The 23,231-nt window shown below is 44.7% G+C and carries 25 protein-coding genes and 1 pseudogene; 18 read left to right on the top strand and 8 right to left on the bottom strand.

All coding sequences use genetic code 11. The features are described from left to right. Positions 1-4: 4 nt before the first annotated feature. A complete protein-coding gene (arcA, locus tag FZD51_RS13730) occupies positions 5-1,234 on the bottom strand; it encodes an arginine deiminase (protein ID WP_148975289.1) in 1,230 nt (409 codons plus the stop codon). A 389-nt stretch (positions 1,235-1,623) separates the two neighbouring features. Here arcA and FZD51_RS13725 point away from each other — a divergent pair, with 389 nt between their 5' ends. From FZD51_RS13725 to FZD51_RS13710, 4 genes are all read left to right on the top strand, one after another. Next, positions 1,624-2,520 carry an HD domain-containing phosphohydrolase gene (locus FZD51_RS13725; protein WP_148975288.1) on the top strand — a complete coding sequence of 299 codons (897 nt, stop codon included), beginning with the start codon at positions 1,624-1,626 and terminating at the stop codon, positions 2,518-2,520. Between the two features lie 19 nt (positions 2,521-2,539). Then, entirely contained in the window at positions 2,540-2,860 is a 321-nt protein-coding gene (locus tag FZD51_RS13720; RefSeq protein ID WP_187445752.1) for an 8-amino-7-oxononanoate synthase, read from the top strand. A gap of 619 nt (positions 2,861-3,479) precedes the next feature. Next, complete coding sequence (locus FZD51_RS13715) at positions 3,480-4,670, top strand: glycine C-acetyltransferase (RefSeq protein WP_148975287.1); 1,191 nt, start codon at positions 3,480-3,482, stop codon at positions 4,668-4,670. Positions 4,671-4,717: 47 nt separating this feature from the next. Beyond that, a complete protein-coding gene (locus FZD51_RS13710; protein ID WP_148975286.1) occupies positions 4,718-5,665 on the top strand; it encodes an L-threonine 3-dehydrogenase in 948 nt (315 codons plus the stop codon). Positions 5,666-5,718: 53 nt separating this feature from the next. Here FZD51_RS13710 and FZD51_RS13705 read toward each other — a convergent pair whose 3' ends face one another. Beyond that, entirely contained in the window at positions 5,719-6,459 is a 741-nt protein-coding gene (locus tag FZD51_RS13705; RefSeq protein WP_148975285.1) for an arylamine N-acetyltransferase family protein, read from the bottom strand. Between the two features lie 356 nt (positions 6,460-6,815). On the opposite strand from FZD51_RS13705, the pseudogene FZD51_RS13700 reads away from it, so the two are divergent. Continuing rightward, positions 6,816-6,995: pseudogene (locus FZD51_RS13700) on the top strand (Rdx family protein); the annotation flags it as partial. A 65-nt stretch (positions 6,996-7,060) separates the two neighbouring features. Here the strand turns inward: FZD51_RS13700 and FZD51_RS13695 are convergent. Continuing rightward, a complete protein-coding gene (locus FZD51_RS13695; RefSeq protein ID WP_148975284.1) occupies positions 7,061-7,432 on the bottom strand; it encodes an Hsp20/alpha crystallin family protein in 372 nt (123 codons plus the stop codon). 96 nt (positions 7,433-7,528) lie between these two features. On the opposite strand from FZD51_RS13695, the gene selA reads away from it, so the two are divergent. After that, positions 7,529-8,953 (top strand): L-seryl-tRNA(Sec) selenium transferase, encoded by a 1,425-nt coding sequence (gene selA, locus FZD51_RS13690; protein WP_148975283.1) that lies wholly within the window; start codon positions 7,529-7,531, stop codon positions 8,951-8,953. A gap of 25 nt (positions 8,954-8,978) precedes the next feature. On the opposite strand, the gene FZD51_RS13685 is transcribed toward selA, so the two are convergent. Further along, positions 8,979-9,122, bottom strand: coding sequence for a small acid-soluble spore protein P (locus tag FZD51_RS13685; protein WP_009790913.1), 144 nt, complete (start codon positions 9,120-9,122; stop codon positions 8,979-8,981). Between the two features lie 110 nt (positions 9,123-9,232). Between FZD51_RS13685 and FZD51_RS13680 the strand changes: the two genes are divergently transcribed. Next, the gene (locus FZD51_RS13680; RefSeq protein WP_148975282.1) at positions 9,233-9,493 is read left to right on the top strand and encodes a hypothetical protein; all 261 of its coding nucleotides are present in this window, start codon (positions 9,233-9,235) and stop codon (positions 9,491-9,493) included. 75 nt (positions 9,494-9,568) lie between these two features. Here the strand turns inward: FZD51_RS13680 and sspO are convergent, their stop codons facing one another. Next, on the bottom strand, positions 9,569-9,718 hold the full coding sequence (gene sspO, locus FZD51_RS13675) for a small acid-soluble spore protein O (protein WP_035400962.1): 150 nt from the start codon (positions 9,716-9,718) through the stop codon (positions 9,569-9,571). Between the two features lie 331 nt (positions 9,719-10,049). Here sspO and acnA point away from each other — a divergent pair, with 331 nt between their 5' ends. The 10 genes from acnA (at position 10,050) to FZD51_RS13625 (ending at position 19,768) form a co-directional block, all read left to right on the top strand. Beyond that, positions 10,050-12,758 (top strand): aconitate hydratase AcnA, encoded by a 2,709-nt coding sequence (gene acnA / locus FZD51_RS13670; protein WP_148975281.1) that lies wholly within the window; start codon positions 10,050-10,052, stop codon positions 12,756-12,758. A 137-nt stretch (positions 12,759-12,895) separates the two neighbouring features. Beyond that, entirely contained in the window at positions 12,896-13,945 is a 1,050-nt protein-coding gene (mtnA, locus tag FZD51_RS13665) for an S-methyl-5-thioribose-1-phosphate isomerase (RefSeq protein WP_148975280.1), read from the top strand. 83 nt (positions 13,946-14,028) lie between these two features. Then, the gene (locus FZD51_RS13660; RefSeq protein WP_148975279.1) at positions 14,029-14,445 is read left to right on the top strand and encodes a hypothetical protein; all 417 of its coding nucleotides are present in this window, start codon (positions 14,029-14,031) and stop codon (positions 14,443-14,445) included. A gap of 24 nt (positions 14,446-14,469) precedes the next feature. Continuing rightward, entirely contained in the window at positions 14,470-14,976 is a 507-nt protein-coding gene (locus tag FZD51_RS13655; protein ID WP_148975278.1) for a peroxiredoxin family protein, read from the top strand. Positions 14,977-15,797: 821 nt separating this feature from the next. Then, complete coding sequence (locus FZD51_RS13650; RefSeq protein WP_022543828.1) at positions 15,798-15,929, top strand: FbpB family small basic protein; 132 nt, start codon at positions 15,798-15,800, stop codon at positions 15,927-15,929. A gap of 56 nt (positions 15,930-15,985) precedes the next feature. Then, entirely contained in the window at positions 15,986-16,129 is a 144-nt protein-coding gene (locus tag FZD51_RS13645; protein WP_009790921.1) for an acid-soluble spore protein N, read from the top strand. Positions 16,130-16,301: 172 nt separating this feature from the next. Continuing rightward, on the top strand, positions 16,302-16,538 hold the full coding sequence (gene tlp / locus FZD51_RS13640; protein ID WP_148975277.1) for a small acid-soluble spore protein Tlp: 237 nt from the start codon (positions 16,302-16,304) through the stop codon (positions 16,536-16,538). A gap of 158 nt (positions 16,539-16,696) precedes the next feature. Next, entirely contained in the window at positions 16,697-19,060 is a 2,364-nt protein-coding gene (locus tag FZD51_RS13635; protein ID WP_148975368.1) for an AAA family ATPase, read from the top strand. Then, complete coding sequence (locus FZD51_RS13630; RefSeq protein ID WP_148975276.1) at positions 19,035-19,469, top strand: acyl-CoA thioesterase; 435 nt, start codon at positions 19,035-19,037, stop codon at positions 19,467-19,469. The genes FZD51_RS13635 and FZD51_RS13630 overlap by 26 nt, the downstream gene beginning before the upstream one ends. Before the next feature lie 8 nt (positions 19,470-19,477). Then, entirely contained in the window at positions 19,478-19,768 is a 291-nt protein-coding gene (locus FZD51_RS13625; RefSeq protein WP_148975275.1) for a hypothetical protein, read from the top strand. Positions 19,769-19,808: 40 nt separating this feature from the next. Here FZD51_RS13625 and FZD51_RS13620 read toward each other — a convergent pair whose 3' ends face one another. Beyond that, positions 19,809-20,099, bottom strand: coding sequence for a HesB/YadR/YfhF family protein (locus FZD51_RS13620; protein ID WP_148975274.1), 291 nt, complete (start codon positions 20,097-20,099; stop codon positions 19,809-19,811). A gap of 236 nt (positions 20,100-20,335) precedes the next feature. Here FZD51_RS13620 and FZD51_RS13615 point away from each other — a divergent pair, with 236 nt between their 5' ends. Continuing rightward, entirely contained in the window at positions 20,336-20,596 is a 261-nt protein-coding gene (locus FZD51_RS13615; protein WP_148975273.1) for a hypothetical protein, read from the top strand. Positions 20,597-21,071: 475 nt separating this feature from the next. Here FZD51_RS13615 and FZD51_RS13610 read toward each other — a convergent pair whose 3' ends face one another. Both FZD51_RS13610 and plsY read right to left on the bottom strand, forming a co-directional pair. After that, positions 21,072-22,208, bottom strand: a complete 1,137-nt coding sequence (locus tag FZD51_RS13610; RefSeq protein WP_148975272.1) for a two-component system sensor histidine kinase NtrB — start codon at positions 22,206-22,208, stop codon at positions 21,072-21,074. Between the two features lie 323 nt (positions 22,209-22,531). After that, positions 22,532-23,119 carry a glycerol-3-phosphate 1-O-acyltransferase PlsY gene (gene plsY / locus FZD51_RS13605; protein ID WP_148975271.1) on the bottom strand — a complete coding sequence of 196 codons (588 nt, stop codon included), beginning with the start codon at positions 23,117-23,119 and terminating at the stop codon, positions 22,532-22,534. Positions 23,120-23,231 lie beyond the last annotated feature (112 nt).

Raw genomic sequence — 23,231 nt, 5'->3', positions numbered from 1 at the left:
CCCTTTACAGTTCTCCTCTGACTATCGGCATGCTCATACAGCGAGGGCCGCCCCTGCCGCGTGAAAGTTCAGAGCTCATGATTTCAAGCACCTCGATGCCATTTTGCCTCATCATATCATTGGAAACATAATTACGGTCATAGGTAACCACTACTCCGGGGGCAATTGCCAGGGTATTGGAGCCGTCATTCCATTGCTCCCTGGCTGCTGCAATGACATCTCCGCCTCCGCAAGGCAAGAGGACAAGCTCAGGAAGATTCAGGACTTCCTTCAGTGTTTCCACAAGGCTGTCTTTTTCTGTAATTTTCAGTTCACCAGAGTTCCCCTGCTCCAGAATATAAATTTTCATTTTCCCGTCGCTGGATTCAATTGCTGGATGGTAGGTGAACTTATCATGGTCAATCATGGTAAACACAGTATCCAGATGCATGAATGCCCGTGATTTAGGGATTTCGACAGCTACTACTTTCTTTATATCCTCCTGGCGGGCAAACAATTCCCTTGCCAGCTTTTCAATTCCCTGGGCAGATGTCCTGGCACTGACACCAATGGCAGCAACTTCCCTGCTCAGCACCAGCTCATCTCCGCCTTCTAGTGTATAATGTTCATCCCGATTAAAGAAAACAGGAATATCATGTTCTTTGAAGCGGGGATGGTGCTTAATGATATAATCCATAAAAATGGATTCCCGTCTTCTGGCCGGTTCATTCATATTGTTAATGGTTATGCCTTTGCCAATGACTGCTGCAGGATCTCTGGTAAAATATAAATTTGGCATCGGATCAAGGAAGAATGGGTAAGAATCCGCCATGATCTCATGAAGGTGCACTTTTTCCTTTAAATCTATTTCATTCTTCCGTACCCCCGCCATCACTTTCCTCACTAGTTCATCTGCCGGCAGTGAATTCAAATATTCAGAGACTGCCTCAAAAGAGCCATTCACATTGGACTGGCTTTCCATCAGAATCTGTTCCGTGAACCGGCCGCGGATGTCAGGCTGTGAAAGCGTCTCTGTCATCAGCTTATCAAGATAAATCACTTCAATGCCCCGATTGCTCAGAACACCTGCAAAATAATCATGTTCCTTTTGAATCGCCGGCAAATAGGGAATATCATCAAATAACAGCCTTTTTAAATATTGAGGGGTAAGGTTTTCTACCTCCTTGCCGGGCCTGTGCAGAAGGACCGACTTCAACTCTCCTATCTCCGAAGTAACATGTAACGGATGCTTCATTTATATAACCTCCAAATATGTATACGAGCCAGTTTTGACTGGTTTCATGTGTACTGTTCATTTTCCTTTAAAGCATTGTGAGTAAACTAATCATTTTTTTGTATGAATATTCAGATGGTGATGAGGAATTTGGCAATGAAAACATTAAACCATGGCGTCTTTTGGTACCCTCAGCAGCAAAGATTGATGGTTAAGAGAGCGCCGCTGCGCTATTTATAGGACTTTCTCATTATTTACCAAAAAAAATATGTAAATTCTTGTTTATTTTTCTAATTCTCTATATTACTATTTAACTTTATGTATTATAATGTTGGAGAATAGAAGAAATTTTGACATTCTTTTCTTCTTGTTTCGACAGCAATCTTAGAAATAGAAATGAGGGTAACACAGTGGGCATTATAAATGAAGATCGTTTCATTGAAACAGTCCACATGAAAGGCTTGCAGATCTCCCTCCTCGCATCTGGCGATGGTACAGAAGTTATTTATCATAAGCTGCATGCCGATACGAGATGGGGCCTTGAACCACAGGAAGACTGGAATGCTATGGAATTTATACATATCCTTTCAGGGGAGCTGATTCTCCAATCAGACAATCCCAAGAAATCGTATAAAGCTGGAGATTCCTTTTACAAAACTCCTGTCAAGGAGCATTATTACTTTCAGGCTGAAGAAACGACAGAATTCTTATATGTTACATCACAGCCGGTTTTTCACCATTACAGCATGATAACCAAAAACCTTATGGATCTGGCTGTATCAATAGAAGAAAAAGATGGATACACCGTAGACCATTGCAGCAGGATTAATAAGTTGTCCATGTTGTTTGGAGAATATTTGGGATTTAACTCAAAACAGCTGATGAGTCTAAATATAGCATCCTTTCTGCATGATGTTGGCAAGTTGAAAATACCTCTAGAGATTTTGAGAAAGCCAGGAAAACTGACTAACGAGGAATGGGAAATAATGAAAAAGCATTCCGAGTTCGGGCGGGAAATCCTTGAGCAGACAGGCCTGCCAATCTTGGTCCAGGCAGGGAAAATAGTGGAGCAGCATCATGAAAGATATGACGGAAAAGGTTATCCGAATGGACTTAAAGGCGACGATATTTCCATTGAAGCTTCTATTATAGCAGTTGTAGATTCCTATGATGCCATTATAAGCGATAGGGTTTACCGCAAAGGAAAAACAAAAGAAGAGGCATTTGAAGAAATTCTTAGATGCAAAGGAACTATGTACAATCCGTACATTGTAGATATATTCCTTAAAATGAAAGACAAGATTTAAAAAGGGGGAAAAGTTAGTAATGAAGAAGATCAGTATTTTGGTCATGGCACTCTTAATTGGTGCAGTTTTCAGCATTAAGCCTGCAGAAGCAGCTTATCTGCCTGAGTACGACAAGTATGTAGAGGTATCTTATGATGAAGCAAGAGCTATTGCTGATTTGCTTGGATTAGAAGGTATCGAGCTTGGAGAAGAAACAGCTCAGATAACTTTTGAAGCACAAGAGAAAATTATCAAAAAGCTTGAAAAACTCCTTAAGACTGAAATCGACCATTATTATGTATGGCTGACAGTTGACGGTGAAAAAGTTTTAGGATTTGATCCTCCAGTACCACAATACTAAAAAGAAACTTGCCTGATTTTCAGGCGAGTTTTTTTATTTATAAGATAATTTCAAGAGATCCTTCAACTAACAGTCGGAAAACAAATATAATACAAAAAAACATCCTATGTCCGAGTAAGAACTTTTTATTTAAATGGGCGTTCCTTCATTATAACTTTATAACTGCTTTGTTTTTACATAAGAAAAAACTTTTGTAACCCCTGTTGATTGCAGTGGAAGGTTCGAAGACCTGCGGGAAATAGCAGCAAAGCTGAGACCCCGCATGAACAAAGAGGAGGCTCAGCGCCGCCCCGTGGAAAGCGAAGTGCCTGGAACGTAAATCAGCAGCAAAGTTGATAAGCTAAACCCCCGACATACTCATTAAAAATAATTCTACAATTTTCAGGAAGCTTAAAGGCTTCCTTCTTTTAATTTATAACTAAAATTCACTCCTGCTGGGGAAAATAAAGTACCTGCTGTTTTGTCCTTTTCAAGTGTACAAATTCATCAAATATGTTAAAGTAACTAGTAAGGAACTCCTTGATACATAAGTCTTTTACGGACATCGAAATGTCCATCTAAGGAGTACAGTTGTTTGTTTGCAGATGACATTCTATTCTATATAAAGAGAGGGATCTATATGTCCAGCAAAACTTTGGATAGCTTTTTAAATGAAAATCTCGAGGATCTTAAAAGCAGGGGTCTTTACAATGTAATTGACCCGCTGGAAAGCCCCAACGGTCCTATCATTAAAATTAATGGCAGAGAATTGATCAACTTATCATCCAACAATTATTTGGGCCTTGCTACAAGCGACAGGCTTAAAAATGCTGCCAAAAAAGCAATTGATACATACGGTGTAGGAGCAGGTGCTGTCAGAACGATCAATGGCACAATGGACATTCATATCAAATTGGAAGAAAAACTGGCAGAATTCAAGCATACAGAAGCAGCCATCGCTTACCAATCAGGCTTTAACTGTAATATGGCTGCCATCTCTGCAGTCATGGACAAAAATGATGCTATTCTTTCCGATGAACTGAACCATGCTTCCATCATTGACGGCTGCAGGCTGTCCCGTGCAAAGATCATCCGCTTCAACCACTCTGATATGGAAGATTTGCGTGCAAAAGCAAAGGAAGCGACAGAGTCAGGACTATATAATAAAGTCATGGTGATCACAGACGGAGTCTTCTCCATGGATGGAGATATTGCGAAGCTCCCTGAAATCGTGGAAATCGCCGAAGAGTTCGACCTTATCACTTATGTGGATGATGCACACGGATCTGGTGTGCTCGGCAAAGGTGCAGGTACAGTTAAGCATTTTGGCTTATCCGATAAAGTGGACTTCCAAATCGGTACGCTCTCCAAGGCCATCGGTGTTGTCGGCGGATATGTGGCCGGCAAGAAACAGCTGATTGACTGGCTGAAAGTGAGAAGCCGCCCGTTCCTATTTTCGACTTCACTTACACCTGCTGATGTAGCTGCGTGCATCGAATCCATCAGCATCCTAATGGAAAGCACTGAGCTGAATGAGAAGCTTTGGGAAAATGCCGATTATCTGAAAAAAGGGCTGAAGGAGCTCGGCTTCAATATTGGAGACAGTGAAACGCCTATCACTCCTTGCATCATCGGGGATGAAGTGGCTACCCAGGAATTCAGCAAAAAATTGAATGATGAAGGCGTCTATGCTAAATCAATCGTGTTCCCGACTGTTCCGCGGGGCACTGGGCGTGTCCGCAACATGCCGACAGCCGCGCATACAAAGGAAATGCTGGATCAGGCACTTTCGATCTATAAGAAGGTCGGCAAGGAAATGGGTATTATCTAAGATTCAAAATATAGATATGAAACGACGGATTCAGGTGGAGGAAAACGATGAAAAAGATCTTTATTACAGGTGCTCTTGGCCAGATCGGTTCAGAGCTGACTGTCAAGCTTAGAAACATATATGGTACCGATAATGTCATTGCAACAGATATCCGGAGGAATGATTCTGAGGCTGCCCAGTCCGGCCCTTTTGAAATCGTGGATGTTACAGATGCTAAATCTATGTTTGATACCGCAAAGAAGCATAATGCGGATACAGTCATCCATATGGCAGCCTTGCTGTCTGCGACGGCTGAGGCAAATCCGGTTTTTGCTTGGAACCTTAATATGGGCGGCCTCATGAATGCACTGGAAGCTGCACGGGAACTGAACAGCCAGTTCTTTACGCCTAGCTCAATCGGCGCTTTCGGTCCAACTACGCCTAAGGATTCCACTCCGCAGGATACCATTCAGCGTCCAACGACTATGTACGGGGTCAATAAAGTTGCCGGCGAGCTCCTTTGCGATTATTATTTTCACAAATTCGGCCTGGATACGAGAGGCTTGCGCTTCCCCGGCCTGATTTCATATGTGACTCCTCCAGGCGGCGGAACTACCGACTATGCTGTAGAAATCTATTATAAAGCGATTGAAGAAGGCAAGTACACTTCCTATATCGACAAAGGGACTTATATGGATATGATGTATATGCCGGATGCCCTTGATGCGATCATCAATTTAATGGAAGCTGATGCAGGACGGCTCAAACACCGCAACTCATTCAATGTTGCGGCAATGAGCTTTGAGCCTGAAGAGATTGCTGAAGCTATCCGTCAGCATATTCCTTCATTTGAGCTCAGCTATGAAGTGGATCCTGTCCGCCAGGCGATTGCAGACAGCTGGCCCAATTCTATCGATTGCACAGCAGCAAAAGAAGAATGGGGTTTTAAGGCTGAATACAATCTTGCTAAAATGACGGCAGATATGCTTGAAAAGCTGAAAGTAACAACAGTTTGATTTTAAAAAAGCTGGCAGGAGACACTCTCTGCCAGCTTTTTTATATAAAGCGATTATTCCGCAGTTATTCCAAAGAACTTTTTTAGCGCCTCTATTTTTGAACTCTTGTCTAATTCAGTTTTAATTTTTTCCCCGTTCTCTGTTTTTATCAGGGAATGCCCTGAAAGCGTGATTCTCCCGTTCTCATTAGCGATTGTGATGATATCATCTTTGGTGAATGGCGATTCTGCTGATGTCTGGTTAAAGGTGCAGGAATCCTCGAAGAAACCAAGGCTTCTTTTTTCCTCAGAAAACCGGTACTTAATCTGCCATTCCCCGCTTGCATAGTGCATCAAATCGTAGCAGCCGTCTCCCAGATCCCTGACTTTATATTTTCCGCTCTCATCCTCTTTTATAGTGCCATCAAGCGGGATGGGCTGTCTTGCTGAGTCTCCGAAGCCTACGTCCGTCAAATAGGGCTGGTCAAGATAGACCAGTATGGCAGCATGGCTGTTTTCCTTGGCCCATCCGCCCGGTGTTTTGACTGTACACGAGATGAGGGCAGAGCTGTAGCCCATCGCTGAGAGAAAGGTTTGGAAAAGGCCGTTCAGCTCATAGCAAAAACCGCCCCGGCCGTTTTCCACCACTTTTTTATAAAATTGATCAGTGTCCAATCTGATCGGGACCTTCCTGATGACATCCAGATTTTCAAAAGGTATGCTTTTCATATGACTTTTTTGCAGCTGTGCCAGCGCTTCAAGTCCAGGCTCCTTTTTATCTGCCTGTATCCTGGCCAGATAGCGTTCAATATTCATGTCGATTTCACCTTCTATATTAGAGTAAAAAAACTTAAATTTATACTGTATTGGGCTGGCCCTTATAGTTATTTTAACATGCTGTCTAATATTAGATCTCATACTGCCTGCTGTCTATTTGGCCATTATTAATCGTGATGAATTGAATCTGGCAGCAGCGGGTTTCGAAAAGGAGTACACTGTTTATAAAATGAGTCAATTCCAATTTATAAACTTGAAAGTAAGAGAAGACAGCACGGTTGCAGGCTCTGGTGTGCTTGTACTACAATAAAAACAAACTTGGCGGGAGAGGAGGAAAATTGATGGCAAATTATGAAGTGAAGGTTGAATTCTGCATGATGTGAAACTACGCACCAAAAGCCGCGAGTTTCGCGGAGGACCTTTTTAATCATTTCCGGTCTGAAATAGGTAAAATGGAGCTGGTTCCCAGTTCAGGCGGCGCCTTTGAAGTGACGGTGAATGGAAGCAAAATCTATTCAAAGCTTGAGACAGGCGTCTTTCCAAAAAGCCAGGAAATCATTGATAAAATGAAATGACGATAGAAACAGCCCCGCCTTCTTTTGAAGCGGGGCTTACGTTAATGTTAACTTCCAAATGACGGTTATTGTATAGGCACCCTGCGATTTTTGCCGGATCCTTTACTGGTCTTTGAAATGAAAATTTCCAGTATGCCGCATGAAAAACGGGAGGTGACCTGTTTGTCTGTTAAAAGAAATGGAAAATCGACCTCCCGGCTGACTGTTTCCTTATCTTTCTCAGCCCTGATGATCAGCTCATGGCCGTTTAATATAACAGAAAGCATCGCCGCTGTGTAATCTGTCAGCAGAGCTTCCACAATATATTCCGCATCTGTCTCAAAAATGTCGATCCGGAAAGCCGACTGATCAAGATAAGATGTCAGCGGATCAAGAAAGAAATGCTCCAGCCATTTTTCCATTTCCTTGAATGGATTGTCTTCGCTGTTTCTTCCCATAATAATGCCCCCTTGTTGCGACCAGTATATTCATTAGAACCGCACAGGGTGAAAATGGTATAATACTTCTAATTAATATGCTGGAGGATTACAAAAGTGAACAATATTCTCAGACAGATCCCACCTGTACATGAGCTGCAGAGGGATGAAAGGGCGCTCAGCCTGCAGGAAAGGCTGGGGCTTGAGCCCGCACGTTTTGCCGAGCTGATCAAGATGGCGCTTGACTCAGTAAGACAGGCGATTCTCTCAGGGAGGTACAGCGGCCCTGAACCGGGAAGCAGGGAATTCCTGGCCGGTTTATTTAATGATATAGAAGCTGCCGCTGAGCAAAAATACAGCTTTGCCTTACAAAAAGTGATCAATGCAACAGGCACCATTCTTCACACCAATCTGGGAAGGGCAAGGCTTTCAGAGACTGCTGTTGAACATATGGCCAGCATTGCCAGGAATTATTCCAATCTAGAATACAATTTGGAAAAAGGCAGCAGGGGGTCCCGCCATGACCTCGTGGAAGGTTTGATAAAGGATATTACGGGTGCAGAAGCGGCGATGATCGTCAATAATAATGCGGCTGCCGTATTCCTCGTTCTGAGGGCATTGGCTTCTGACAGCGAGGTCATTGTTTCACGGGGGGAGCTTGTTGAAATTGGCGGTTCTTTTCGGATTTCATCCATCATGGAGGAATCAGGGGCCAGGCTGGTAGAAGTGGGAACAACGAATAAAACCCACCTCCGGGATTATCAGGAAGCAGTGACTGAGGCAACCGCGATGCTGATGAAGGTGCATACGAGCAACTTCAAGATCATGGGCTTTACTAAAAGTGTCTCTGCCAGTGAACTGGCAGAAGAAGCTTCAAAAAGCGGGCTGATTTATTACGAAGATCTTGGCAGCGGGGTTCTGTATGATTACAGCAAGCACGGGATAGGGGAAGAACCTGTGGTAAGCGAGGTGCTGAAAGCCGGTGCGAGCATTGTGAGTTTCAGCGGTGATAAGCTGCTCGGAGGGCCCCAGGCAGGAATCATCGCAGGACGGAAAGATTTAATCGATAAGCTGAAGAAGCATCAGCTGGCAAGAGTGCTAAGAGTGGATAAGATGACCTTGGCGGCTTTGGAAGCGACGCTTTCTGCATATGTAAAAAATGAGAAAGCATTAATGGAGATTCCTGTCATCCGCGATATGCTAGCCGGCAAGGAGGACCTTAAGAAGAGGGCAGAAGCATTTGCCGAAGCTGTTCGTCTGCTGTGTCCCGGCTCTGAAGTGAAGGTGATGGAAAGCACCAGCATGGTCGGCGGGGGCACAATGCCGGATGTGGAGCTGCCGACCTATGCCGCAGCAATCAGAATGCCCGGCATTTCAGCTGATGATCTGGCTGTCAGGCTAAGGGAGCATGAGGGAACGCCGGTCATTGCAAGAATACGCCAGGAAGAAACGATATTCGATCTTCGGACCGTTTCGGAAGAAGAAGCAGATATCATTGCTGCCTGCCTGGGCAGGATTGCAAAAGGCCTGTCTCCCGAGTAGGGACAGGCCTTCTTCTGCAGGACCATTACATATCGTGCCCTGAATTATGTTTTTGTCTTGTATGGTTGCGGTTTTTTACTTTCTTGGAGCCGCTTAAAGGTTCAGGCTGACCAGGGTTATTTCCTTTTGGCGCATTTTTGTGCATGTCTTTGCTGTCGTTTTTGTTCATTTAGCATCCCTCCTAACATTAGGATGTTTTTTGCAGTTGTTTTTATACCGAATATTTTCCCGGCCGACTGCACAATTTAACACTACATCTTGATTAACAGGAGTGAAAACATGCCATACCATAAAGACAAACAGCAGGCTTTCCAGGCGGCAGAGCAAGGCTTCGCCGAAGCCAGCGGCTTATATAATGAAATCGTGAATGACAGTGCAAGCTACGGGCATCAGCTGAAGCATCTGGAAAATGAGGTCAATGAAGCATTTGCGCAAATCGAAAATGCCCTTGAAACAGCGAGTGAACATCAGCGTGGCCAGCTCGAGCAATTTCAGCGCGATTTATCGAGGATCATCCAGGAAGTTAATACGTCGGAATGATAAAATGTAAAAACCCCTGTTTCAGGGGTTTTTTTATGTCCTGCTATCAGAGGGGGCATGACCCCATAGAAGCTATTACTGGTTTTTCTTGCGTTTTTTATTGTTTTGTTTCTGGGCTTCTGTCAATGGCTCGTTTGAAAATTCCTCATTAAACCCGGCGCCCTGCCCCTGGCTTTTAGCTGCGTTCATGCCTGGCCGCACATGATTTGCCTTTCTTTTCGCCAATATTCTCACCTCCGCCTCCTTATCTTTCGCCTGTACACCGACCCTCATTCGGTAAAAAATTGCTTTTTTGCAATAATGATTGTTTTAAAATTCTCCAAAAAGGTATATAGAAATTGACTCTGTTAGCTGTCCAATCCAGCCGGAAGATAATGCAATCGAAAATATAATAAGTAAAACTTATCAAAAACAATAACTTTCTTGTTATTTACTTATATAAAAGGTTGTATTAAGATAAGAATTGTGAGAAAAGTGGCGATGAAAATGACAATTCAAACTTTTCGACAATTATTATAATTTTGGTATATGATTATCATTAGAGGGGGTAATACATATGTCTAAAAATGATGTTTTTAATTCTAGGAAATCATTTGAACTAGACGGTAAACGCTATCATTACTATCAATTAGCAGCTTTGGAAGAAGCAGGAATCGGCAGCGTATCAAGGTTGCCTTATTCCATTAAAGTTTTGCTTGAGTCTGTCCTGCGCCAGTTTGACGGACGCGTTATTACACAAGAGCATGTAGAGAACCTGGCAAAATGGGGATCTGACCAAGTGAAGGAAGTAGACGTTCCTTTCAAGCCTTCACGTGTCATCCTTCAGGATTTTACAGGCGTTCCTGCGGTTGTTGACCTTGCTTCATTAAGGAAAGCAATGGCTGACATGGGCGGAGATCCGGACAGAATCAACCCGGAAAAACCCGTTGACCTGGTTATCGACCACTCTGTACAGGTTGATAAGTACGGCACTCCAGATTCCCTGGAAGCAAATATGGTTCTTGAATTTGAACGTAATGCCGAGCGTTATCAGTTCCTTAGCTGGGCACAGAAAGCATTTGACAACTACCGTGCTGTTCCGCCGGCAACCGGGATCGTTCACCAGGTTAACCTGGAATTCCTTGCAAACGTGGTTCATGCAGTGGAAACGCCGGATGGCGATTTTGAAGCTTTCCCTGATTCACTTGTAGGTACAGATTCCCATACAACCATGATCAACGGAATCGGCGTACTTGGCTGGGGTGTAGGCGGAATTGAAGCTGAAGCAGGAATGCTCGGCCAGCCTTCGTATTTCCCTGTGCCTGAAGTAGTAGGGGTAAAGCTGACTGGTGAGCTTCCTAACGGAGCTACAGCAACAGACCTTGCGCTTAAGGTGACACAGGTTCTTCGCCAGCAGGGCGTTGTCGGCAAATTCGTCGAGTTCTTCGGATCAGGTGTAACGGCACTGCCGCTAGCTGACCGTGCGACAATTGCCAACATGGCTCCTGAATATGGTGCAACCTGCGGATTCTTCCCGGTTGATTCAGAATCACTTAATTACATGCGTCTGACAGGCAGATCTGAAGAGCAGATCAAGCTTGTTGAAAAGTACTGCAGAGAGAATGGGTTGTTCTTCGATCCTTCCCTTGAACCGGTATACACTGAAGTAGTTGAGATCAATCTCGCTGAAATCGAAGCAAACCTTTCCGGTCCTAAACGCCCGCAGGATCTGATCCCTCTTTCTGCCATGAAAGAAGAATTCAATCAGGCGCTTACCGCTCCTCAAGGGAACCAGGGCTTCGGTTTAAGCAAGAAAGAGATCAATAAAGAAGTGACAGTTGATTTCCATAATGGAGATTCAACAAAAATGAAAACAGGTGCTATCGCCATTGCTGCGATCACCAGCTGTACAAACACTTCAAATCCATATGTGCTTGTAGGCGCCGGCCTGGTAGCTAAGAAAGCGGTCGAGCTTGGCCTTGAAGTGCCTAAATATGTAAAAACTTCTCTTGCACCTGGATCTAAGGTTGTTACAGGCTATCTGCGTGATTCCGGATTGCTTCCATACCTTGAGCAGATCGGTTTCAACCTGGTCGGTTACGGCTGCACAACCTGTATCGGAAACTCCGGGCCGCTGAGAGAGGAAATCGAGAAGGCAGTAGCTGACAGCGATCTTCTTGTTACTTCCGTCCTTTCAGGGAACAGAAACTTTGAAGGCCGTATCCACCCGCTTGTAAAAGGAAACTACCTGGCTTCACCGCCGCTTGTAGTCGCTTATGCACTGGCTGGAACTGTCGATATTGACCTTCAGAATGAATCACTCGGAAAAGACAAAGATGGCAACGATGTATTCTTCAAGGATATCTGGCCATCTACTGCTGAAGTCAACGAGGTTGTCAGCAGGACTGTAACACCTGAGCTGTTCAAGAAAGAATATGAGCATGTATTCAGTGACAACGAGCGCTGGAATGAAATCCAGACCAGCAATGAACCGCTGTATTCTTTCGATGAGAACTCAACTTACATCCAAAACCCGCCGTTCTTTGAAGGGCTTACGCCAAATGCGGATGAAGTCAAGCCGCTTAACGGACTCCGTGTAGTCGGCAAATTCGGCGACTCTGTTACAACTGACCATATCTCACCTGCAGGCGCAATCGGCAAGGATACTCCAGCAGGAAGATATCTGCGCGAGAATGGCGTTGAGCCGCGCGATTTCAACTCTTATGGCTCACGCCGCGGTAACCATGAAGTGATGATGCGTGGAACATTTGCGAACATCCGCATCCGCAACCAGGTTGCCCCTGGCACTGAAGGCGGCTTCACGACTTACTGGCCTACCGGTGAAGTGACAAGCATCTATGATGCTTGCATGAAGTACAAAGAAGATGGAACCGGCCTTGCCGTTCTTGCAGGCAAGGACTATGGAATGGGCTCTTCCCGTGACTGGGCTGCCAAAGGTACAAACCTTCTGGGCATCAAGACAGTCATTGCCGAGAGCTATGAGCGTATCCACCGTTCCAACCTTGTTCTTATGGGTGTCCTTCCGCTTCAATTCAAAGCAGGGGAAAATGCAGAGGTCCTTGGCCTGACTGGCAAGGAAACATTCGATGTACAGATCGATGAAAATGTAAGGCCTCGCGATTTCGTAAAAGTTACAGCAACAGACGAAGATGGCAACAGGCTTACTTTTGAAGTGCTTGTCCGCTTCGACTCTGAAGTTGAAATCGACTACTACCGCCATGGCGGCATCCTGCAGATGGTTCTGCGCGAAAGACTGAAAAACTAATAGATGTACGGGCGCCGCGGCCTTGCTGCGGCGCTTTTTCCTTTTATAAAAATAAAATATAGGCTTATAACATAATTCTTGCTACAATAGCTCTAGCATCAGAAAAATTTGAAAAGTCTTCGAGAGGGGAACAAAAAGTGGAACAGTCATTCCTTCAATCCGTTACATATGATAACGGCACATTATATATTTTGGATCAGACCCTGCTGCCATCTGTCACAGAATTTCTTGAAATCACCAAGGTGGAGGATGCCTGGGACGCGATCAAACAGCTGAAAGTCAGAGGGGCTCCGGCCATAGGGATTGCTGCTGCTTACGGACTTGTACTGGCCGTCAACAAGGCTCCTGAGGGAGATTTCTCAGCATTTTACAAAGAATTCAAAGAAAACCTTGATTACCTGGCAACCTCCCGTCCTACTGCCGTTAATCTTTTCTGGGCGTTACAGAGGATGGATGAGCGTGCCCTGGCGGAAAAAGACCAGCCAGTTGCCATGATAAAGAAAAAGCTTGAGGAAGAGGCACACCAGATCAGAAAAGAGGATGAGGAGGTATGCCGCATGATCGGCATTCACGGGCTTGCCCTCTTGAAGGATGGGATGGGCGTGCTGACACATTGCAATGCAGGCGGCATTGCCACAGCGAGATATGGTACAGCACTGGCACCTTTCTATCTTGCCAAGGAAAAGGGCTGGGAACTAAAAGTGTATGCAGATGAAACGCGGCCGCTCCTTCAAGGCGCAAGGCTGACGGCATGGGAACTCCAGCAGGCAGGCATTGATGTGACTCTTATCACAGACAGCATGGCTGCCATGGTCATGCAAAAGGGAATGGCAGAAGCTGTCTTTGTTGGCTGTGACAGGGTGGCCGCCAATGGGGACACTGCCAATAAAATTGGGACATACGGGCTTGCCCTGCTTGCCAAAGCACATAATATCCCTTTTTACGTAGCTGCGCCTACATCTACCATTGATATGAAAACAGAATCAGGAGATGCTATCCCGATTGAAATGAGAGGCGCTGAAGAAATTACTCATGGTTTCGGCAAAAACACGGCACCGGACGGAGTAAAGGTATTTAATCCGGCATTTGATGTAACGCCTGCTGAGCTGATTACAGCCATCATCACCGAAAAAGGGATCATTCAAGGGAATTATTCTGAAGAATTGAAGAAGCTTTTCCATTCATAATATCCAGGAAGCAAGCAGCCATGCTTGCTTTTTTCTGCGGGCTCTTTCCGCTCATATATTTTTCTAACGGGGGCAACGTAATAATGGAGACAATTGAAATAGGGTCCTTTAACCTTAAGGCTGACCTGCTGGTATCCCTTCTTTCCCTGGTGATCGTCCATCTGTTTTTCTTCTTTCATTTGAAAAACAGACAAGAGTTTCGAAAAATTTTCGAAGACAAGCTTTTTACAGCAGTGCTGATTTGGTTTCTTATATATAAATTTGGCAGGCTGCTTTTTCAGCCGTCCCTTTTATGGACCAATCCCCTTGGTTTGCTTTATTTCAATGGAGGAATCAAAGAAGCTATTCTCGGCCTGCTCGGTGCCGCTCTTTATTTCATCGGACAGTGCAGAAAGCAAGGGTGGGCTGCCAGGGAAGTGGTCTATTTGGTTATTTATGCGCTACTTACTTTTTTATGCGGATTTTGGCTGTTAAGCATTCTTTATCTCTTCATCAAATAAGCTTTTTAAGGAGGAAAATTAGCTATGGCCAGAAAACTGATAATGCTGATGGCCTTCTTAGTGCTTGTGCATATATCAGGCCTATTTCCGCTGTATGCTGCTAAAGCGGACTTGCCCGGTCTTGCAGTTGGCACAGAGGCACCTGATTTTCAGCTGAAGGATCTTCAGGGGCGGTCTGTTAAGCTCTCTGATTTCCGCGGAAAAAAGGTCATGCTCAATTTTTGGGCTCCATGGTGCCCGCCCTGCAAACAGGAGATGCCTGAGATGCAAAAATTCCATGAAGCAGCGGGGAATAAGATCAGCATCCTGGCTGTCAATATCGATCCGCAATACAATTCAGCAAAATTTATTGGAAAAATGGGAATCACCTTTCCGATCCTTCTGGATGAGAAAGACGAGGTGAATACCATGTATAAAGTCATGACGGTTCCTGCTACTTATTTTATTGACGAAAAAGGTATAATCCGGGATAAATATTTATCTGCGATGGAAGCTGAAACCATGTGGGAAATGACTGAAAAAATGAAATGAAGTGTAAGCATCCTGTTGGGTGCTTATTTTTTATTTTTTAGCAGAGGTCATGCAGCTGCGATAAGGGAGGTAATGTATCCTTTCAGGCCACCGGGATACATGGTAACTTGGCATAGATGACTAGCCTTCTAGCAGTCATTGGTTTCCGGGATACATGGTATGACTGCAAGAAGGCCAGTCGTGTATGCCAACAGGTTTCCGGGATACATGATATGGCTGCAAGAAGGCAAGTCATGTTTCCCAAGAGGTCTCCGAGATACATGATATGGCTGCAAGAAGGCAAGTCATGTATCCCAACAGGTTTCCGGGATACATGATATGACTGTAAGAAGGTTGGTCATGTATCCCAAGAGGTCTCCGAGATACATGATATGGCTGCAAGAAGGCTGGTCATGTATCCCAAGAGGTCTCCGAGATACATGATATAGCTGCAAGAAGGCTAGTTATGTATCCCAACAGGTTTCCGGGATACATGATATAACTGTAAGAAGGCTAATCATGTCTCCCAAGAAGGTTTCCGGAGTACACGAAATGGCTGCAAGAAGGCAAGTCATGTTTCCCAACAGTTTCCCGAAGTACACGAAATGGCTGCGTAAAAGCCAGTCATGCATCTAAACAGTCCCCGGGATACAGGATACATGGGATTGCCACGAGAAGCTAGTCATGTAACCCACTTCTAAAAAATTCCTAAATAACCACAAGTCTTAAGCAATTATCCTTCAACTACTCCCTTTTACTTTAAATTTTCAAAAAGTTGTAATAATTACAGGATTTATTGGGCATATTAACTGTTAGAATAGGAAATAAGGAAGGTGAAAGAAATGAGAAAACCTAGAAAACAGACATTTGCAGAGCTTGTCCTTGAAAACAAGCGCCAGCTTCTGAAAGATCAGGCTGCCATAGATCGCATTGAAGTAAGGCTTGAAGAAAAACGTATGGGCAAAGCTGAATAAATTCCCATTCGTAACTCCCCCTCTTAAGGAGATATTAAAAGGGAGGAGGGATAAGCATGGGCAATCCGAAAAAAGACAGCAGCCAGTTTGTGCCGAACCATATAGGAACTAAATCAAGAGGATTCGGCGGCAACAAAGGCAAGAAGATGCAGGATACATCAGGAAAGCACGCACAGGTTATTCAAACTAAAGGCGAATAGATGATAAATCACAGCCGTCCCTATTCAAGGGCGGCTGTTTGTATGATCACTTATTTATCTTTAAGTGCATGTTTATGCCTCCCCTTTTACCCACTCTTTTCCTACATGAAAAAACAACATATTCCGCAAACTAATCAGGCAAGAATCCACTACCGCCAAGGAGGGTTACGTTATGGCACATAAGAGGCCAAATCCCGATGACAGAAGCGATAACGTTGAGAAGCTGCAATCAATGATCGTCCATACAATTGAAAATATGCAGGAAGCAGAGGCTTCTTTGGAGTTCGCAAACGAAGAAGACAAAAAGCGCATCGAAGCTAAGAACGAGCGCCGCCGGGACAGCCTGGATGCTTTCCGGTCAGAGGTAAAGGACGAATACCGCGCACAGCAGGAAAACGGAATAGAATAATGAAGCCATCGGCCCGGGATATCCACCAGAACCCGGGCCCTTTCCATATCACGGACAGCGCGGCAGAATGCTTAGTACATACAAGAATATATGGTAAAATAATAGCGGACGCGAAAAGCGGAGAGTAAATAATTTTTGTAAAAGAAGATGTGATAGTGATGAACCAAAGGAAACAACATGCTTCCCCAATCTCCGCCCGTATTGCGGAATGGGAAAAAGAGTACAGCGAGAACGGATATATATCCAATGAAGGCAGACTGTTAAGCCTGCTGAAGGAAATAAACACTGATGAAGATCCTGCGTCTGTTTCTGCAATCCTTACGCTTGCCGGTCTTTCAAGGCTTGGCAGGAATAAAGATGACAGCCTTGCCGCTGCCTGGATGGACAAAGCTTTAGAGCTGGATCCGCAAAATGGACAGGCCCGTAGATTTATGGCGCAAAGGGATTGGAAGAAGCACCGTGAGCTTCTTGACATGCTCGTATTTCCCTCGATCAGGGAAACCGACAACCGGACAGCCAAGCGGAAAATTGCCGAGCAGTATATCAGCATCTGCCGCAGCTTTCTCGATGCATCTGAAGAAGAGAAGGAAAGATTATCAGGCAAAAGGGAAGTGTCAGAGGAACTGACAGACCAGAAGTTCCAAGATATATACGCCAGCCTGATCAGTCTGCTCGAATCGGCTGCTGATGAAACAGCTTTGCTGCTAAAGGCTGCTGAAGAATATGAAGAATCGATTTCAGGGGTTTTCCATACAGCAACCCATGTCAACGACATGAAAAAGCATATAGACAGAATTGCCGGGCTGAAAGAAGAGTGGCATGCTTTATTCCAGAGTGAAGATGAAGTAACTGAAGAAATCAGCGCACTTGAAAGCCTAAACAGTATGATCGGCATGGAAAAAGTAAAAAGCCGGGTGAATGATTTCTATAAATTCCTCAAGTATCAGAAAAAAAGAAAGCAGCTGGGCTTTCAGATCAAAGATGAAATGAGCCTCCATATGATCCTGACGGGCAACCCCGGAACAGGAAAAACGACACTCGCAAGGCTGCTTGCAAAAATTTATCATGAACTTGGCGTCCTGCCGCGGGAAGAAGTGGTAGAAGCAGACCGCTCCCAGCTTGTAGGGGCATACGTCGGCCAGACAGAGGAAAATGTCCGCTCTGCTGTTGAGAGGGCTCTCGGCGGCGTCCTTTTCATCGACGAAGCATACAGCCTGAAACGGGAAGGCCAGACAGGGAATGATTATGGCCAGACAGCGATTGATACCCTGGTATCAATGATGACCGGTTCGGAATATGGCGGCAAGTTTGCAGTGATCCTGGCAGGGTATCCGGAAGAAATGCGGCAGTTCCTTGATGCCAATCCAGGTCTCAGGAGCCGCTTCCCTCAATCCAACCAGCTTCATCTTCCAGATTATACAGAAGAAGAGCTCGTGGAAATCGCTGACAGAATAGCAAAGGATAATGACTATATCCTTACTGATGAAGCAAAATCAGAGCTTAAAGGCAGACTTGAGAAGGAAAAAGTGGATGACACTTTCGGAAATGCGCGGACAGCCAAAAATATCATCCTCGACGCCGTTTTTGAAAAAGGGGCGCAAACCGAAGCCACTGATCACCTGCTTCCTTATACACTGCTCGAAAAAGAGGACTTCATTCTTCACCAGGATGAAGGAAAACGAAGTAACCCTGAGAAACAGCTGGAAAGGCTTGTCGGACTTGAAAACATCAAAGAAGAAGTAGAATCGCTGATATCGTTTGTTAAAATGCAGCAGTACCGCCGCGAACAGGGTCTCCCATCAGTGCCTATACAGCTTCATTCTGTATTCACCGGCAATCCCGGAACAGGGAAAACAACAGTGGCGAAGATTTATGCAGAGCTGCTTCATAAATGCGGGATGCTGAAAAGAGGGCATCTCATCGTTGCCGGCCGTTCCGATCTTGTTGCAGGCTATGTAGGACAAACAGCGATCAAGACAAAGAAGATCATCAGGGAAGCATTGGGCGGCGTCCTTTTTATAGACGAAGCGTATGCCCTCTTAGGCGAATCGCCTGGTGACTTTGGCAAAGAAGCAATCGACACTCTGGTTGATGAAATGACAAAGCATAATGAAAACCTGGTTGTCGTACTTGCCGGCTATTCCAAAGAAATGGAAAGGCTGCTGCAGAGCAACCCTGGCCTGAAATCCCGCTTTAAGAAGTTCTTTCATTTTAAAGACTATAATCCAGAAGAACTTATCCAGATCATCAAGAACTACGCTGCTCAATACAAGTATGATTTGACGGATGGAGCTATCGCTTATCTGGATGAAGCATTGCCTGGCATAAAAGCTGGAGGCAACGGGCGCCTGGCAGCCAACCTGGCTGATGAATCCATCCAGTTCCAGGCCTTCAGGCTCATAGAAGGCGATGAGAATCAATTGAAGGAGAATGCTTCCCTTCTGGAGAAAGAAGATTTTGAAAAAGCGGTAAAGAAAATCACAAAGGGGAATAAAGATGCTGATATCAACGAAAGAAATTGAAGTCCGATATGCGGAAACCGATCAAATGGGCGTGGTGTACCATGCCAATTATCTGGTCTGGATGGAGCTTGGACGCACCAGGCTGATCGAGGAGCTGGGCTTCAATTACGCAGAGCTTGAAAAAGACGGAATCATTTCTCCAGTAATCGATATTGCCGCTTCCTATAAAAAGCCTGTCAGATATGGTGAAAAAGCAGTCATCAGGACCTGGATCGAAGAGTATGACGGATTCCGTGTCACATACGGATATGAAATATTGACAGAGGGCGGCGAATTATCTGTAGAAGGCATTTCCAAGCATGTTTGTGTAAAAAAGGAAAACTTCCGCCCCATTTCAATCAAACGGAAATATCCTGATTGGCACGAAGCTTATGAAAAAGCGAAAAAAGCTCCTGAAGCTGGTGAGTAGGTGATCCAGTGGCATTTGGAATCGGAAAGAAAGAATTGAGAGAATGGAAAGAAACAATTGATAAAGGGGAAATTGCTTTTCTGACTCATTACTGGCTGGATGACCGCTTCCCCGGCTGCAAAACAGTGACAAAGGTAGGCTGCAGCGATTTGGGTAAGCTGAAAAGATGGGGGCATTCCCATGGCCTTAAGCCGGAATGGATTGATATTAGAAAGGACGGCTATTCACATTTTGATCTGCTGGGTGACAGGCAGAAACAGATTCTTGCCAAAGAAGGAATCCGCAATCCCCTGGACTGAACTGAAAAAGAAGAAAGCAGCTGCTTAGAAAGGCAGCTGCTTACTCTTCATATTTGAATACAGGCTCATTGGCCTTGTAATTCATTTCTACATACAGATCTTGATCATTAAAAAACCAAAGGTCTTTTTCTTCAATAAAAAATGTAATGCCGCCTTTTTCCGTTGCTGCACCTGTATTTACAGGCTCTTCATTAGCAACTCCGAGAGAGAAACCCTGCTGAACGGTGCTGCATCCGCCATAGCGGGCAAAAAAACGGAGATGGTCACCTTTTTCCAGTGAAAGTTCATCTTTGTACCATTGTGCGGCATCGTCCTTTATATGTATGTTCATGTGAAGTCTCCTTTCCCGCAATCTGTTTTCCATAATCATTATAATGGAGTATGCAGTGTAAAGCGAATAATTGAATCAGGCTGCACAAGTGAAACAGGCTTAATTATACTTTATGTTTTAATTGCAAAAAATACCCCTTATCAGGGTAATTTGCACAAGCACTTTGATTGCTCCAAGGCCGTTTGACAGAATGGATGGACAGGGTAAAGAAAAAATACAGTGAAGGATGTGTCAATTTGTCTCAATATCGATTAATGAATATGATCGGCATTTTTATATTCGGAGGAATAGGGCTTCTTGTCGTACTGCAGACAGATAAAGCAGAAAAGGCCATTGAAGCGGGCGCTTTTGCCGCTGTCATGGCAGTCATTTATTTTGTTCTTGCTGCAATCTGCGAGAAAAACCGGAGCATTTTTATACCAGTTATCGGGGTGCTGGCAGTCTTGGCGGTCAGCATGATTTTTCTGCAGGGATTCTTCTTCGGATCGCATCATTAAAAAAACAGCCTGCATGAAGTTACAGCAAAAGGGGGTGGGACGATGTTTAAAATGACTGGTGCTGCAGCCGGTAAGCTGCTTGATTCTGTTGAAAAGGAAAGAAAGACAGCGGAGGAGAAGCTGTATGTGCGCCTTTCAATGGGGATCGGCTGAGGCGGCCCTCAGCTTAAGCTGTCTCTGGAAGAGCAGCCCATTACCGATGACAAAACTTTTGAATTCGGCGATCTTTCTGTATTGATCCATGAGAAGGATTTTGTCTATTTCGATCATACTAAGCTTGATTATGTAAAAGATGTCTTTGGAAATGCCAAGTTCCAATTGATTAAGTTATAGCTTCAAACAGGCAGGCAAGCGGATGTCTCATGCGGGCATCCGCTTTTTTCGTCTCAGCGGTCATCGAGGCGGGCAATTCACCCGGCTTGTCGTCCGGTGCTTTCCGCTGTATTTGCGGGTATCATTTGGAGGAACAGTTTTTTTAATTCCTTCTCTCCGGAATTATTTCCGGCTCTGCCAATTTCTCTGCTGCCTCAGCATCAATGGGGAGAATAACCTTCACAGCCGTTCCTTCTCCCGGCCTGCTTGATATTTCAATGCTGCCCCCCAGTTCCTCGACAATTTTCTTGCAGACTGACATGCCAATGCCTGTTCCGGTTTCTTTAGTCGTATAAAACGGCTCATAAATCCTTTGCAGTGTTTCTTCCGGCATGCCGCATCCATTATCCTGAATGGTAATGACAGCATGCTGGCTGCAGCATTCAACCTTTGCCTGCACAGAACCGGCCATGCTCTGCATGGTCATTGCTTCCATTGCATTTTTGAACAGGTTGGAGAGCACCTGCTTGAGCTCCCCGGGAACAGCTGCCATTGTCGGATCATCAGGTGAAGGTTCGAATAAAAGCAGGCTTCCCCTTAAAACGGCCTCGCTTTCGTAAAGCATGACAATCTCTTTGACAATCTGATTGATATGCACTTTTTTCATTTTGTTCTCGGAAGGTTTATTGGCATTCAGAAAACTGCCGATAATTTCGTTTGCCCGGCTGATCTCCCCTAAAGCAATACTGGCATATTCCTCTTTTCCGATTTCCCTGAGCTGCGGCTTGAGCAGCTGAAGGAAGCCTTTGACCGTTGTGAGCGGATTCCGGATTTCGTGAGCGATGCCAGCCGCCAGCTTACCGAGATTTGCCTGAAATTCATAGGCGACTGCCATTTCCTGTACCTGTTCTGCAGTCTGTACAAGCTTTTCCTTTTTTTTCTTCAATGCTTTGGAAAAAACAGCCGCTTTTTCCTCGAATTCCGCCAGTACTTGTTCAATTTCCGCAGCCAATGGTTCAATCGGAAAGCAGAATAGATGGATTGTTTCGTTTTCAGGTCCGTCAGCCCGGTAAATACGGAACCAGCCGTCCTTAAACTGATAATCAAGGCTTTCTGCTTTGCTTCCGAAAAGGAATGCCTGGAGCTCATGTACATTTCCGCCGTCGGCCAGAAGTGCCGAGATATGCTTTTGGCAATGATGCTGATGGGCTCCTGAAGCCGAGATGATGTATAAATCATGGGATAAAATAAAATAGGGAAAAGGAAACGATTCTTGAGATAAAGAGTTTACGGGTATCACAATATACCCTCCTTAAAACGAGTAATGTATGCGAAATCCATTTTTTCAGCCGCTCAGCAGTCAGGGGCCTTAGCGTAATATATGAATCTTTTTCCGTATTATGTGCGTAATTTGATAAAAAAGAAAGTTTTAAGTCGAAATGACGGATAAATATGACTTTTATACCATTATACAAAACTGGTATGTCCACTACAATAACGCACGATATTTTTCTTTTGCAGAACAGCTGTTTTTTGGTGTTTTTTGTTTGCTTGATTGATTGCATTGGCTGAGGGGCCGGGAAGGAAAAAAATAAACGGCCTTCCAGCCGTTTATTTTTTGGTCTAAAGCCAGGAGATCTTTGGCTCTGTTTTATCTTTTATGCGTTTGATATTGGCCCTGTGCCTGTAGATGACAAAAAAGGCAAGGATGGATACAACTACAGTGAGCAGCGGATCCCATTCACCTACGAAAAGGGAATAAACCACCGCTGCAGCGGCTGCCATCATAGATGAAAGGGATACATATTTGGTTATGTATAAGCTGAGGAAAAAGATTGCCACGATCACTGCAAACATAAGCGGTGCACATGCAAGCAGCACTCCTCCGGATGTTGCCACTGCCTTTCCGCCTCTGAATCCGGCAAAAATAGGATACATATGCCCTATTACAGCAAAAATGCCTGCTACAAGCCAATTAAAATCCGATCCCAGGAAATAGGGAAGGAGAGCTGCCAGGGTCCCTTTTAAAATATCCGCAGTTGTTACAATGATGCCTGCTTTGACGCCAAGCGTCCTGAATGTATTTGTTCCGCCAAGATTGCCGCTGCCATGCTGGCGGATGTCTGTCCCGTAAAACGCCTTTCCGATCCAGAGCCCGGAAGGAATCGATCCGAGCAAATAAGCCAGTACAATGATAATGCCTGCTGTCATAACTTCTCTCCTTTATTCAAAATCCGCGATTACCGCCTTTATTTGGCAGAAATCTGATTGCTTGTTCTGGTATCAATTCAAAGAGGATTAGCCAGGTCTTTATATTGTACCA

It is taken from the genome of Bacillus infantis (assembly GCF_008180445.1).
Classification (GTDB): Bacteria; Bacillota; Bacilli; order Bacillales; family Cytobacillaceae; genus Bacillus_AB; species Bacillus_AB infantis_B.
Note: the sequence above shows the minus strand (reverse complement) of the source record. Positions and strands in the feature narration are given on the sequence as shown.